The sequence below is a fragment of the Nocardia sp. CA-129566 genome (assembly GCF_050956075.1).
In the GTDB taxonomy this organism is placed as follows: Bacteria; Actinomycetota; Actinomycetes; order Mycobacteriales; family Mycobacteriaceae; genus Nocardia.
In genome coordinates this window covers 7205922-7221484 of record NZ_CP192085.1, presented here as the reverse complement: position 1 = coordinate 7221484, position 15563 = coordinate 7205922, and the positions used below count along the sequence as shown (strand labels likewise).

Sequence of the window (15563 nt, the reverse complement as noted above, 5' to 3'; positions counted from 1 at the left end):
CGGGTACCCGACTACTCTCCCCGTGTCGTCGTCGCCGCTTTCACACTGGGCTCACGACGGGCGACCTCGCCCGTCGCGCACATACCGGTGTGATGGGGTGAACGAGCATGGCCGATACCGTGACGATGTTTCCGCTGTCTCCGGCGCAACTCGGCATGTGGTACGCGCAATTGCTCGATCCCGGCGTACCGCTGTCGGAGGCGCAGTACATCGAGATGCGCGGTCGGCTCGACCTCGATCAACTGCGCCGGGCGGGGGTGACAGCGGCCCGGGAATTCGGGTCCGGGGTGCTGCGATTGCTCGAGATCGATGGGCGGCCGCAGCAGGTCGTCGACGCGCGGTTGGAACCGACGGTGGAATACCTGGATCTGCGGGATCGGCCGGATCCGTTCGCGACCGCGCTGGCCTGGATGCGCCGCGATGTCGCCGCTCCGATCGATCTGTTCGGTGCTGGTGTCGGCATTTCGGTGGTGATCCATATCGGAGTCGATCACTATCTCTGGTACACCCGCGCGCATCACATTCTCATCGACGGCTTCGGTTCGGTCACCATGCTGTACCGGGTCGCCGAGTTGTACAACGCGACTGTGCGCGGCGAGCTGGCGAAGCCTGGGACCGCGGCGTCGCTGCTCGAGGTCCACGAAGCCGAGATGGCGTATCGGGATTCGACGCGGGCGCAGACCGATGCACGGTACTGGCGCGAGCAGGTCGCGGGCATGCCGCGCCGGTGCAGCCTGGTATCGACGACCGCGCCCGCATCCGTGCTCGGGCGTGAGCAGCGCGGTGCCTTGTCTCCAGAGGTCTCGGCGCGCCTCGATATCACGGCGCGCCGTTTCGGAACCACTTCGGCGACGCTGGTGATGGCGGCGGTCGCGCTCTACTACGCCCGGCTGACCGCGAGCGAGGATGTGGTGCTGAGCCTGCCGGTGTCGGGCCGCACGACCGCGATGCTGCGGCGTTCCGGCGGAATGGTGGCCAATGTGGTGCCGTTGCGGATTCCGGTGCGGCGCAATGGAACTGTCGGCGAGGTGGTCGATGCCGTGCGAATGGCGGCATCGGGGGCGCTGCGGCATCAGCGGTATCGGCATGAGGATATGCGCGAAAGGGAGGGGGATGGGCAGGAATACGGACGCGGATTCGTCGGGCCGGTCGTCAATATCATGTTGTTCGCGACGCCGATCGACTTCGTCGGGTTGGAGTCGAGCATGCATGTGCTCACCTCGGGGCCGATCGAGGATCTGTTCGTCAACTTCTATCAGTACGGTGCCGAGGCGCCGATCCACGTCGACTTCGCGGCGAATCCAGTTCTTTACGAACAGGATTCGCTGGTTCGGCATCATCGGCGGTTCATGACACTGTTCGATTCGCTGCTCGCGGCATCTCCGGAGACCGCGGTGGCGCAGTTGAACTACTTCACCTCGGACGAGGCCGAATTCCGCCATGGTATCCGTGGGGTGGAGCCGCCAGCGCCCCGGTTGCTGTCGGAGATCCTGGCGGCGGGGGCGCGGCGGGCAGGTGATGATGCAGTCGCGGTGGTGTGCGGTGCGCGGGAGGTCACCTACGGGGAGCTGGAGGTGTTGTCGAATCGGTTGGCGCGCAGGCTGATCGGTGCCGGGATCGGGCCGGAGTCGGCGGTGCTCGTTGCGCTGCCGCGGTCGGTGGCGGCGATGGTGGCGATCTGGGCGGTCGCCAAATCCGGTGCTGCGTTCGTGCCGGTGGGAACCGGGTTGCCGGGGGAGCGGGTGGCTCGGATGGCTGCCGAGTGCGCAGCTTCGATAGGGCTGACCTCGACGGAAAGTGTTGCTGGTCTGCCTGATTCGGTGGTGTGGCTGGCGCTGGATGAGCCGAGTTTCGCGATCTCCGGTGATGGGCGACCACCGCACCTGTGGCCGCGCGATATACCGGTGGGCCCGATCGCGGCGGCCGAGCGCAATGGCACGCCGCGTATCGATAACGCGGCCTATATCGTGTTCACCTCGGGATCGACGGGGGTGCCCAAGGGAGTCATGGTTACCCACGCCGGGCTCGCGGGGCTGGCTGCGGCAGTGGCGGATTCGTATCAGGTGATGCCCGATGCGCGGGTATTGCAGTGTCTGAATCCGAGTTTCGACGCATCGATCCTGGAATGGTTGATGGCATTCGCATCCGGTGCGACGCTGGTGGTCGCCGCCGCCGATCCCGTTCTCGGTGCGGATCTGGCGGCACTGATCCGTGATTACCGTGTCACCCAGCTGTGTTCCACACCTGCCGTGCTGTCCACCGTGGCGGCGGGAGCGCTCGACGGGGTGCGGGCGGTGTCGTCGGGTGGTGAGTCGTGCCCGCCGGAGTTGGTCGCACGCTTCGGGGTCGGGCGCACGCTACTGAATTCCTATGGGCCGACCGAGACCACCGTGGCCGTCACCTTCACCGATGGCCTGGTGCCGGGTGAGCCGGTCGGAATGGGTGTGCCGGTGCCCGGTGTCGAATTGCTGGTGCTGGACCGGTGGTTGCGGGCGGTGCCGACGGGCATCGTCGGTGAGCTGTATGTGCTCGGACCCGGTGTGGCGCGCGGATACGCCGGTCGGCCCGGACTGTCCGCCGAACGGTTTGTCGCCGCGCCTTCCGGCGCGCGGATGTACCGGACCGGAGATCTGGTGCGTCGCAAGGAAACCGGTGCGCTGGAGTATGTGGGCCGCAACGATTTCCAAGTGAAGCTGCGCGGAATTCGCATCGAACTGGGAGAGATCGATGCGGTGCTCGCGGCGCACGCCGCGGTGGAGATCGCGGTCACGGTGGCGCGACCCATCGGCGCGGCGACAATGCTGGCCGCGTACGTGGTGCCCGTCGTCGATGCGTCGGTGACCGAGGCGGAGTTGATCGAGCATGTCGCGCAGCGGCTGCCCGCCTATATGGTGCCCGCGACGGTTTCGGTGCTCGGGGCACTGCCGCTCACCGGCAATGGCAAGATCGACCGTGGTGCGCTGCCCGAACCCGTTGTCGACCGATCGGTTCGGGCGCTCGATGCGATAACCGCGGCCGAACGCGCCATGTGCGCGCTGTTCAGCGAGGTACTCGGCACACCGGATATCGGCCCGGATTCCTCGTTCTTCGCACTCGGTGGCGATTCGATCATGGCCATTCAACTGGTCGCCGGTGCGCGCGCCGCGGGCTTGGTCTTCTCGGCCCGAGATGTCTTCGAACGCCGGACACCCGCCGCGCTCGCCGCCATCGCCACCGAGCTCGAGCGTCCAGCGACGCTCCCGGAACTACCCGGTGGGGGCGTCGGCTCGATGCCGCTCACTCCCATCGCCGCCTGGCTACTGGCACGTCCCGGCTGGGAACGATTCGCGCAGTCCATGGTCGTGCGCCTGCCGGTCGGCATCGAGCGGGAGCAGGTGGTGCGCACTGTACAGGCGGTCTTCGATCGCCACGACATGCTGCGCAGTCGGCTGGTCGCGGCCGAAAACGGTTGGGAGCTATCGGTATCGGATATCGGTGCGGTTGATGTGGGCGCACTGCTGACGCGAGTCGAGTGCGATGCGGTGAACATGCCCGACAGGGCTGGCGTCGAGCCCGGTGGCGCACGCGAGGATGGCTCGAGTGCGCAGGGAGGCCGGGACTGCGCGCCCGGCGGCGCTGAAGTGTCCGATGACTTGCACGTATCCGGTACTGCAGGCCTCGCGGACGTTACGGCTGGCAGGCCAGACCTCGCGACCGACAGTGCCGAGGCCGCGGCTGAGGGTGCTGGTGTCGTTGGTGGGAGTGCTGGTGTCGTTGGTGGGAGTGCTGGTGTCGTTGGTGGGAGTGCTGGTGTCGTTGGTGGGAGTGCTGGTGTCGTTGGTGGGAGTGCTGGTGTCGTTGGTGGGAGTGCTGGTGTCGTTGGTGGGAGTGCTGGTGTCGTTGGTGGGAGTGCTGGTGTCGTTGGTGGGAGTGCTGGTGTCGTTGGTGGGAGTGCTGGTGTCGTTGGTGGGAGTGCTGATTTCGGTCCGGGCCGCCCTGGAACTACCGCAGTCGGCGGTGCACCGGGGGTGACCGATCAGGCGCTCGCGGCCGCGGTGCAGCGGCTCGATCCCGTCGGCGGGGTGATGGCGGCGTTGACCTGGTTGGACGGCGGGGCGGAGGTTTCGGGGCGGCTGGTGATCGTGCTGCATCACCTGGTCTGTGATGCGGTGTCGTGGCGGATTCTGCTGCCCGATCTGATGTCGGCGTGGGCGCAGGCGGATGCGTCGGGTGAGCCGTATCTGCTCGAGGTCGGGACCTCTGTGCGGACCTGGGCGGATGCCTTGCGGCGGGCTGCCGAAAAGCCGGTGTGGACCGAGCAATTCGAGTACTGGCGTGGTGTGCTGGCTGCTGATCCGGTGCTCGGGCGGCGCAGGCTCGATCCTGCGGTGGATACCCAGGGGAGTGCGGGGCAGATCGAAGTAGACCTACCCGTCGCGGTTTCGACGGCGATCGTGCAGCGGATCGCGACGAGCTATCGGTGCGGTGTCGAGGAGGCATTGCTCGCGGCGCTGGCCGTGGCAGTGAGCCGATGGCGGCGCGTGCGTGGGGAATCCGATGCGGCGACCGTCGTGACGGTGGAGCGGCACGGGCGGGAGGAAGCCGCGGTGCCGGGTGCGGATCTGTCCCGTACGGTCGGCTGGTTCACCGCACCGGTCCCGGTGCGGTTGGGGCCGATCGGGTCGATATCGGTTCCTTCGGCACTCAAAATGGTCAAGGAGCAGGTGCTTTCGGTGCCCGACGGCGGTTTCGGGTTCGGGCTTCTGCGGTATGTGAACGCCGAGGCAGGGGCTGGGCTCGCCGCCGAACCGGTGCCGCAGATCGGCGTGAACTATCTCGGCCAGCTTCCCGGCGCTGCCATCGAGGGCGATTGGATGCCGGTGTCGGTGGCAACGCGACTCGGTGGTCATGCGCACCCGGATTCGCCGTTGGCCGCGGTCGTTTCGGTGGACGCGGCGGCAGTGGAGACGGCACAGGGCGTGCGGATCACGGCGCTATGGCAGTTCGCATCGGCGGCTCTCGATCGGTCATCGGTCGATAGTCTTGTGCGCGAATGGGTTTCGGCGGCAACCGAGATCGCGGAGCATCTGATGGAATCCGATGCGGGTGGGTTGACACCCGCGGATGTTCGGCTGGTCGAGATCACCCAGTCCGAGATCGATACCTGGGAGAAGCGGTACGGGCGGCTCGATGACATCTGGCCACTGAGCCCGCTGCAGCGCGGCCTGTTCTTCCTGGCTCAATTGGCCGAGGGCGGACCCGACGGGTATTCGGTGCAGGCGGTGATCGATGTCGAGGCCGAACTGGATGTGGACCGGATGCGCGCCGCGGCCGCCGAACTGCTGCGGCGACACGATGCGCTGCGCGCCGCATTCGTCCGGTCCGCCGATGCCGCAGTGCAACCGATCGCCGCGGCGGTCGAACTGCCCTGGACCTACCTCGATGCGCCGAATGCCAGCGCGGCCCAACTGGACGAACTGGCTGCGGCCGACCTGCGCACGCCCTTCGCGGTGGATCAGCCCCCACTCATCCGGTTCACCTGTATTGCGCTCGGCAGCAACCGGTTCCGGCTCGTTATCACCAATCACCATCTGGTGCTCGACGGCTGGTCTATGCCACTGTTGTTCGGCGAACTCGTCGCACTCTACGAAACCGGGAGCGACAGTACAGGATTCGGCGCTCCGGTGCCGTACCGCGACTACCTGGCTTGGATATCGACCCGGGATACCGCGGCCGCGCGCGATGCGTGGGCAAAGGCGCTGGCTGGCTTGGCTGGCCCAACCCTGGTCGCGCCGAGCGCACCCCGTGCCGAGCGGGCGGCTGCTTCCGTCGATCACGAAGTGCCGCTGCCGCAGGATCTCGCGGAGAAATTGCGCGACGCCGCCGCCGAATACGAGATCACCGTCAACACCATCGTGCAGGTGGCCTGGGCATTGCTACTCGCCGAACGCACCGGCCCCGCCGACATCGTCTTCGGTGCGACGGTCTCCGGCCGTCCGCCCGCGCTCCCCGGCGCAGAGCGCATGATCGGCATGCTGGTGAACACCATCGCGGTCCGCATCACCCTCGATCCCGGTGAGCCCATTGCCGAGTTGCTTGCTCGCGTGCAGCGCGAACAGAGCGCACTGGCCGAACACCACCTGCTCGGCCTCGATGAAATCCAGGCCCATGCGGGTCTCGGCCCCCTTTTCGATACCGCGACCGTCTTCGAGTCCTATCCGATCGACGCTGCCGCGCTGGCCGAGGCCACCAGCCGAGCACGGCTGTCGGTCACCGGCTTCCGGGGCCATGACGGCACGCACTACCCGTTGTCGCTGGCGACCTACGCGGCGTCCGGACTGCGACTGGTGCTGACCCGCTCGCCGCGGTATTTCGAAGCGGCCGAGGCGGCGGCCATGTCGGCCCGTCTGTCCCGGATCCTGTCGGGTATCGTCGCCGATCCCAGCGCTCGCACGGCACGGGTGCCGGGGATCGACGGCGGCGTCGGTTGGGACGGTCCCCCATCGCTGCCCCCGACCCTATTGCCGAATCTGCTGCGCGGAAACCCGGAATCGGCTGCCCTGAAGGATGATCGGGAGACCCTGACCTACGCCCAACTCGATGAGCGGTCGAACCGGTTGGCGCGGTTGTTGATTCAGGAGGGTGCCCGGCCGGAATCTGCCGTGTTGATCGGTCTGCCGCGGTCGGTGAGCTGGATGGTGACGGCGTGGGCGATCGCAAAGACGGGCGCGGCATTCGTCGCGGTGGATATCGCCCAACCGGCGGCCCGCATCGCGGCGATCGCGGCAGAATGCGGTGCGCGCCTCTGCGTCACAGTTGAGGAGCACCGGGCGTTGGCGGAGGCGCTCCCGTCATCGGTTCCGATGTCATGGGTGATTCTGGACGAGATCTCCACTCGTTCGCGGATGGAAGCGGCGGCCGCGGGGCCAGTGACCAGCACTGAATTGCTCGGCCCGGTGCGGACGGATCAGGCGGCCTATCTGGTCTTCACCTCGGGCTCGACCGGAACGCCGAAGGGGGTCGTCATCACCCATGCGGGCCTGGCCGATCTCGCCGCGGCAGCCGCGGACCGGTGTGCGATCGGTCCTGGTGCGCGTGTATTGCACTGCCACAACCCGGGTTTCGATGCGTCCATCCTGGTGTGGCTGGCCACCTTCGCGGCGGGCGCCACACTGATGGTGGCGCCGCCGGAGGCGAATGCGGGGACGGAATTGGCCGCGGCGATCCGCGCGGGCGGGGTGACGCACATCTTCTCCACCCCTGCGGTGCTGGCCACACTGCCGACCGATGCGCTGCGCGGAGTCGAGGTGGTCGTCACCGGCGGTGAGTCCTGTCCGTCCGCACTGGTCACGCGCATCGGCACGGGGCGGATGCTGGTGAATTCGTATGGACCAGCGGAAACCACGGTTGCCGCGACCTTCACCGGTCCCATCCGGGTCGAGGCGGTCGCCGCAATCGGCGCGCCGGTGCCCGGTGTGACATTGGTGGTCCTGGACGGGTGGCTGCGCCCGGTCACTGCGGGTATGACCGGCGAACTCTATGTGCGCGGGCCGGGGCTTGCGCGCGGCTACGCCGGGCGCGCGGGACTTTCCGCGAACCGCTTTGTCGCCGATCCGTTCGCGAGCGGTCAACGCATGTATCGCACCGGCGATCTGGTGCGCAGCCTCGACGGGCCGGAGTTCGAGTATGTGGGGCGCGGCGACGCTCAGGTCAAGGTGCGTGGCATCCGGATCGAGCCGGGCGAAATAGATGCGGCCTTGCTGGCTCATCCGGATATCGATGCCGCGGTCACGGTTGCTCGCCGTGACCGAACCGGAGCATTGACGCTGTGCTCTTATGTGACGGCCCAACCGGGGTCCGCGCCTACGGCGGCGCGGCTCACCGCATGGCTCACGGCCCGGTTGCCGCGCTATCTGGTGCCCCAGAGCATCCGAGTCCTTGCGGCGCTGCCCCGCACCCGCAGCGGCAAGATCGACCTGCACGCCCTGCCGGAAGTCGAGGTCGCACACGCGGAGTACATCGCGCCGGTCGGCACCGAAAGGATTGTCGCCGCCGCATTCGCACAGGTACTGGCTGCGCAACGGGTCGGTTCCGCCGATGACTTCTTCGCGCTCGGCGGGGACTCGCTCTCCGCCACCCGGGTGGTCGCACGGATCGGCGGTGAGTTGGGAACCACCGTGCCGGTGCGTCTGCTGTTCGAGGCATCGGTGGTGTCCGACCTGGCGCGCAGGCTCGACACCGATCGTTCCCATAGTGCTCGACCCGCTCTGGTACGCGCGCAGCGTCCGGAGCTGATTCCGCTGTCGCCGGCCCAGCAGCGAATGTGGTTGATCAACCGATACGATCCGGACTCGCCCGCCTACAACGTGCCCGCCGTACTGCGACTCACCGGAGGACTCGATATCGCGGCACTGCGCATGGCTTTGGCGGATGTGCTCGATCGGCATGAGTCGCTGCGCACCATCTACCCGGATACCGATGGTGTCGGCAGCCAGTATGTGCTCGACGCGGATGCTGTTGCGGTGGAGCTGGCTCCGGCACCCGTGCGGCCGGAACAGGTGCCGGAGGCGGTGCTCGCGGAGATCACGGTCGGATTCGATGTCACGGCCGCGGTTCCCGTGCGGCTGCGCCTGTTCCGGCTCGCTGAAGACGAGCATGTCGTCGTGGTGGTCGGCCACCACATCGCCATCGACGGCTTCTCGATGGGACCGCTGACCAGAGATCTGGCAATGGCATACGCGGCCCGGTCGGCGGGTCGAGCGCCCGAATGGCAGCCACTGACAGTGCAATATGCTGACTACACGCTCTGGCAGCACGCCTGGCTCGGCTCCGAGCACGATCCGGATTCACCGCTGGCGCGCCAGCTCGACCACTGGTCGCACACCCTCGCCGAGCTGCCCGATCATCTGGAACTGCCCACCGACCGGCCCAGACCCGCGCACGCTTCGCACCGAGCCGCCGAAGTGGTCCGACGGATCGACGACGATCTGATCGTCGCCATCGAACGATTGGCCAGCGATCACAATGCGACGCCGTTCATGGTCATGCACGCGGCCCTCGCACTGCTGCTCGGTCGTGCGAGCGGCGCCTCGGACATCGCGATCGGCACCCCGGTCGCCGGACGCGGCGCATCCGAACTCGACGACCTGGTCGGCATGTTCGTCAATACTCTGGTGCTGCGCACCGGTATTCGTGCCGCGGAGAGTTTCTCCGACCTCCTCGACCGCGTGCGCGGCATCGATGTCGACGCCTTCGACAATGCCGATGTGCCCTTCGAACGACTCGTCGATCTGCTCGCGCCTACCCGGTCAGCGGCGAGGCATCCGCTGTTCCAGGTCATGCTCGTGTACCAGAACCTGGGCCATATCGAGCTGACCCTGCCCGAATTGACCGTCGCCCCCATCGAACTCGACCGCACGATCTCGCGATTCGACCTGAGCGTCACCGTATCCGGGAGCGACGTCCGAATCTGCTACGCCACAGACCTTTTCGATGCCCCCACGGTCGAGCGATTTGCAGAACGCCTGATCCGAATCCTCGTCGCGGTGACGACCGACCGATCCCGGGCTGTGGGAGATATCGATATCCGCACGCCCGATGAGCGAATGAGCCTGCTGTCAGCCGGTGTTCCGGCGGCCGGGCGTCCCAAGGTGTTGGCGGATCTATTGGCCGAAGCCGTCGCGATGAATCCCGATGGAATCGCCGTCGTTGCCACCGGGAAACCGGAAACCGAGATCGGCGGCAACACCGACGAAGCCGCGCCGATTGCTGGCCAGGCAACCGACAGCACTGCCGATGCGCTGAACGACCGCACGCCGAATCGTCGCCAATTGACCTACCGTGAGTTGGATGAGCAGTCGAACAGGCTCGCGCGCGGCCTGATCGATGCCGGTGCCGGCCCGGAAACCCTGGTGGCCGTCGGCATTCCGAGGTCGATCGAATCCATTGTCGCGGTGTGGGCCATCGCGAAGTCCGGGGCGGCGTTCGTACCGGTCGACCCGGCATATCCACCCGATCGCATCGCCCGGATCGTCGACGTTTCGGGCGTGAACCTGGGGCTGACCGTCACCGACCAGCTCCACCGGCTACCCGATGCGGTCAGCTGGTTCGCGCTCGACGACCCCGCAACGGTGCAACGACTTGCCGCAGTACCGGATTCGCCCATTGCCGACGCCGACCGAATCCGCCCGCCACATCCGCAGCATCCGGCCTACGTCATCTTCACATCCGGTTCGACCGGCGCACCGAAGGGCGTCGTGGTCACCCATACGGGATTGGCGAATCTCGCGGTGGCGCAGCGTGATCGCAATGACATCACCGCCGAATCCCGCGTCCTGCACGTCGCCTCACCGAGTTTCGACGCCTCCGTGCTCGAACTGCTGCTCGCCGTCGGCGCGGCCGCCTGCCTCGTAGTCGCCCCGCCCGAGATCTTCGCGGGCGCGGAACTCAGCGAACTGGTATCTCGGGAACGCGTCTCCCATCTTTCGATGACCCCGTCGGCACTGGCCACGGTGGACCCGACCGGGCTGGACGAGCTGCGCGTGATCATTACCGGCGGTGAGCCCTGCCCACCGGATCTGGTGGCCGCCTGGGCAGCGCCGCGACGGCGGCATTTCAATGACTACGGCCCGACCGAAACCACCGTCTGGGCGACGGGAACCGCACCGCTGGTTCCGGACCAGCCAGTGACGATCGGCGCACCGGCGCCCGGATTCGGTGTGCTGGTCCTCGACGAACGGCTGCACCCGGTACCCGACGGTGTGCCCGGTGAGCTGTATCTGTCCGGCAGTGCCCTGGCGCGTGGATATCACGGCCGCGGTGACCTGACGGCTGCCCGCTTCGTCGCCAACCCCCATGGCGGGCCGGGGGAGCGGATCTACCGCACCGGCGACCTGGTCCGCGCGCGGCGCGGCATGGGATCAGCGGTACTCGAATATTTGGGGCGCACCGATAACCAGGTGAAGCTGCGTGGTCTGCGCATCGAACTCGGCGATATCGAAGCCGCATTGACCTCGCAACCCGCCGTCGGCCGAGCCGCCGCCCTCATCCGCGAGGGCGGTCGCGGCAACGCGTTGCTCGTCGCCTATGTCGTTGCGGCGTCTCCTATTGATCCCGGTCACCTGAAAAGGGCTGTCGCGCAAAAGCTGCCGTCGTACATGGTCCCGTCGGCCATCGTCGTCCTCGACGCCCTGCCCCGCACCGCCAACGGAAAGCTGGATCGAGCGGCGCTCCCCGCCCCCGACACCACGCCTGGACCTGAACGGCCGCCGACCACACCGCTCGAACGCGCCGTAGCGGCCGCTTTCGAGGCGGTACTCGACATCGAACAGATCTGGCTCGACGACGATTTCTTTGCCCTCGGCGGCAATTCGCTCATCGCGACCCGACTGGTGGCCCGGCTCGGCGCCGTACTCGATGTGAGCGTTCCGGTGCGCGCCCTCTTCGATGCCCCGACGGTCGCCGAACTGGCGGAGCTGGTCGGCTCGGGCGGACTCGGCGCGCGCTCGCGCCCGGGTCCGCGGCCGCGACCCGAGCGCATTCCGCTCTCGGCCGCGCAGCAGCGGATGTGGTTCCTCAATCGCTACGATCCGCGATCACCTGTCTACAACATCCCAGGCGCCTTCGAAATCCAAGGTGCACTGGATATTTCGCTGCTGCGTGCCGCCATCGACGATGTGGTCACCAGACACGAGACACTACGCACCATCTACCCGGTCGGTCCGGACGGTATTCCGTATCAGCGGATTCTGCCCGCGGCCACGGGCTCGACTCCGGTCACCGAATCGGCCGTGCAGCCAACTGAACTCACCGCGCTACTGGCCGCCGAGATCTCGCGCGGCTTCGATGTCACCACCGAGCCGCCGCTGCGAGTGACCGTACTGCGTCTCGCAGCGGAGCACACCGTGCTGGTGCTCGTCGCGCACCACATTGCCGCGGACGGCTGGTCGATGGCTCCGCTGGCCCGAGATGTGATGCACGCCTTCGCCGCTCACGCCGTTGGCCGCTCACCGGACTGGACTCCGCTGCCATTGCAGTACGCCGATTACGCGCTGTGGCAGCACGACCTGCTCGGCGCGGACGACGACCCGGACAGCCTCGCACACCGTCAACTCGACTTCTGGCGGAACACTTTGCGCGGCCTGCCCGAGGTACATGCGCTGCCGACCGATCACCCGCGCACGGCGACGCTCTCGCGCCGTGGCGACCGCATCGATTTCGACATCCCCGCCGCCGCCCACGAACGCCTCCGGACGCTGGCACGCCAGCACGGTGCGAGCGTCTTCATGACCGTGCACGCCGCGCTCGCGGTTCTGCTGGCGCGGCTGTCCGGCGAAACGGATATCGCCATCGGCTCGGTGGTGGCGGGGCGCGGCGACGGCGAACTCGATGATCTCGTCGGCATGTTCGTCAACACGTTGGTGCTGCGCTCGTCCATCGATTCGGCACAGAGCTTCGCCACGATACTCGATGCGACGCGCCGATCGGACCTGACCGCCTACGGCAATATGGACGTCCCCTTCGAGCGCATTGTCGACGCGCTCGCCCCGACCCGGGCCACCGCCTACCACCCGCTCTTTCAGGTGCTGCTGGCCTTCCAGAACGTTCCGCAGCAGCGAATGAGTCTGCCGGGCCTGGATATTCGACCCGTGCCGATGTCGGCATCGGGTTCGAAATTCGACCTCGAGTGGATGCTGGTGGAGCAGTTCGACGATGCGGCCGCACCCGCGGGCATTACCGCGAGCCTCACCTACGCGGCCGATCTGTTCGAACACGAGACCGCAGCGGCCATGGCGCACCGCTTCCTTCGGCTCATCGAGGCGGTGGCCGCGGCACCGACGACCGTGGTCGGCGATATCGACCTGCTCGGTTCCGAGGAACGCGCCGCCGTGCTGCACCGGTCCCGCGGCGCGACCCGGGTGCTGGCACCCGCCACGCTGGTCGATCTCTTCGACGAACAGGTCGCCCGCACGCCCGACGCCACAGCGTGGATCTTCGTCGACGCGACGATCACCTACCGCGACTTCGACCGCCGCGTCACCAGGCTGGCTCGGCTGCTCATCGAGCGCGGCATCGGTCCGGATGCGGTGGTGGCCGTGCCGATCGGGCGTTCGATCGACCTGATGACGGCCCTGTACGCGGTACTGAAGGCGGGCGCGGCGTATGTGCCGGTGGATGTCGACCATCCGGCCGAGCGCATCGCTCAGATCATCGAAAGTGCCGCACCCGCATGCGTGCTCGTCTCCTCGAAGGACCGGGTCGTCCTCCCGGAAACCGTCCCGCTGATCGAGGTCGATACGGCGCCGACCGACCGATTCGATGACGGCCCGATCTACGACGGTGAACGCACGCGCCACCTTCGTCCGGCGGATTTGTGCTGGGTCGTCTACACCTCCGGATCGACGGGAACACCGAAAGGCGTTGCCGTGACCCATGCGGCAATGGCCAACCAACTGCGCTGGATCCAGCAGACCTCGCCGCTGGGCGCGGGCGATCGGCTACTGCACAAAACGCCGATCACCTTCGATATCGCGGGCTGGGAGATCTTCGGTCCGCTGCAGACCGGTGCCGCGGTCGTGGTCGCCGAACCCGGCGGCCACCGTGACCCGCACTACCTGGCTCGACTGATTCGTGAGCAGCGGGTCACCGCAGCGCATTTCGTCCCGTCGGCGCTCGCGGCCTTCCTGGCCGATCCGAGCATTCGGATCGCTGGATGTCTGGAGCACGTCTACTGCGCGGGTGAGGCGCTGCCCGGCGATCTCGTCGCGCGCTTCGCCGCCATTTCCAGTGCGCGGGTGCACAATCTCTACGGCCCGGCCGAGGCCACCGTGGCGACCGCGCGTTCCGATATCGCCGACGATGCGGGCCCGTTCGCGCCGATCGGGCAGCCGGTGTGGAATTCGACTGCGTACGTGCTCGATTCGCGTATGCATCCGGTGCAGGACGGCTGTGTCGGTGAGCTCTATCTGGGCGGGGTGCAGATCGCCCGCGGCTACTACCGCCGCGCCGGGCTCACCGCCGAACGCTTCGTCGCAAATCCTTTCGGCCCCAATGGATCGCGGCTCTACCGCACCGGCGATCTCGCGCATTGGACCACCGGCGGCTCGCTGGTCTACGACGGTCGCGTCGACTTCCAGGTGAAGGTGCGCGGCCAGCGCATCGAACTCGCGGAGATCGAGCACGCGCTGGTATCGCTGGACGTCGTGCGCGACGCCGTCGCCATCGCTGCCCGAGACGACCACACCGGCGATCGCATCGTGGCTTACCTGGTGCCGCAACGGAACACAGCCATCCTTGATGGCGTGGTCGACTCGGGCGCGCTGAAAACTGGCTCGGGAGTGATGGCAGCTGGCTCGGTGGCGGCAGCTGACGCGGGCGCCGCAGATCTCGGTGCGGTGGACGCCGCCACCGTCCGTGCCGCAGTCGCACGGCTCCTGCCGCCCTACATGGTGCCAGCCGCCATCATGATCGTTCCCGAATTCCCCTTGAACGCGAACGGCAAACTGGACCGACAAGCACTACCTGCTCCGATATTCGAGGCCGCACAGCGCCCCTACCGCGCCCCGGAGTCGGCGGCCGAATGCGCCCTGGCCACAGCCTTCGAAACCGTCCTCGGCACAGCCCGAGTCGGACTGGACGACAACTTCTTCGACCTCGGCGGCAACTCGATGGTGGCCACCCGACTGGTCGCCGAGGTCCGCGAACGGACCGGCCTGGATATGCCGGTGCAGTGGATGTTCACCGAACCGACACCCGCCGCCTTGGCGCAGCGGCTGACCGAGGCGGTCCCGCAATCCGACATCGACGCCGCGATGCGCGTACTACTGCCGATGCGCGGCACGGGCAGCGGACCTGCACTCATCTGCGTGCACCCGGCCATCGGACTCGCCTGGTGCTATACGGGATTGCTGCGATACCTCGATGACGACCACCCCGTCTACGGCCTGCAATCACCGGGCGTGGTCGACGGCGGCACCGCCGATCGCACCGTGCGCGAACTCGCGCTGCGCTACCTCGAGGAAATCCGCCGGGTGCGACCACACGGTCCGTATCGGCTGCTCGGCTACTCCGCGGGCGGACCGATCGCCCACGCGATGGCGGTCGAATTGCGCCGCCGCGGTGAAGAAGTCCCGGCCCTGATCATGCTGGACAGCCGTGCCGATGTCGAAGTCACCGACGACGCCATGCCGCCGCCGGAACTACTGCTCGCCGAATTCGGTGGGGTGGTGGTGCCGCCGGACGGCGAAGCGGAATTCACGCCCGAGCGCGCCGCGCAACTGCTGCGCGAAGCCCCCGGCGCCTTCGGCGGTTTCACCGCCACCGACCTCGGGAACCTCTACCGCGATTTCGGCCATCTGCTGCGTCAGGTCGCCGACTACCGGCCGGAGGTTTTCGATGGCGACCTGCTGTTCGTCGGCGCCGATACCGATTACGGCGACGAGCAGCCGAACGTCTCGACCTGGCGACCCTACATCGGTGGCCGAATCCATGATCACCCGGTGGATTTCGGGCACAACCGGCTGACCACGCCCGAGGCGTATGCGGTGATCGGCCCGCTGATCGCGGACTACCTGCGCCGCAGGTGA

General features: G+C 67.4%; 1 protein-coding gene. It reads left to right on the top strand.

The window, feature by feature from the left end; genetic code table 11:
* Nucleotides 1-107 precede the first annotated feature (107 nt).
* Nucleotides 108-15563, top strand: coding sequence for an amino acid adenylation domain-containing protein (locus ACQP0C_RS31870; RefSeq protein ID WP_433725976.1), 15456 nt, complete (start codon nucleotides 108-110; stop codon nucleotides 15561-15563).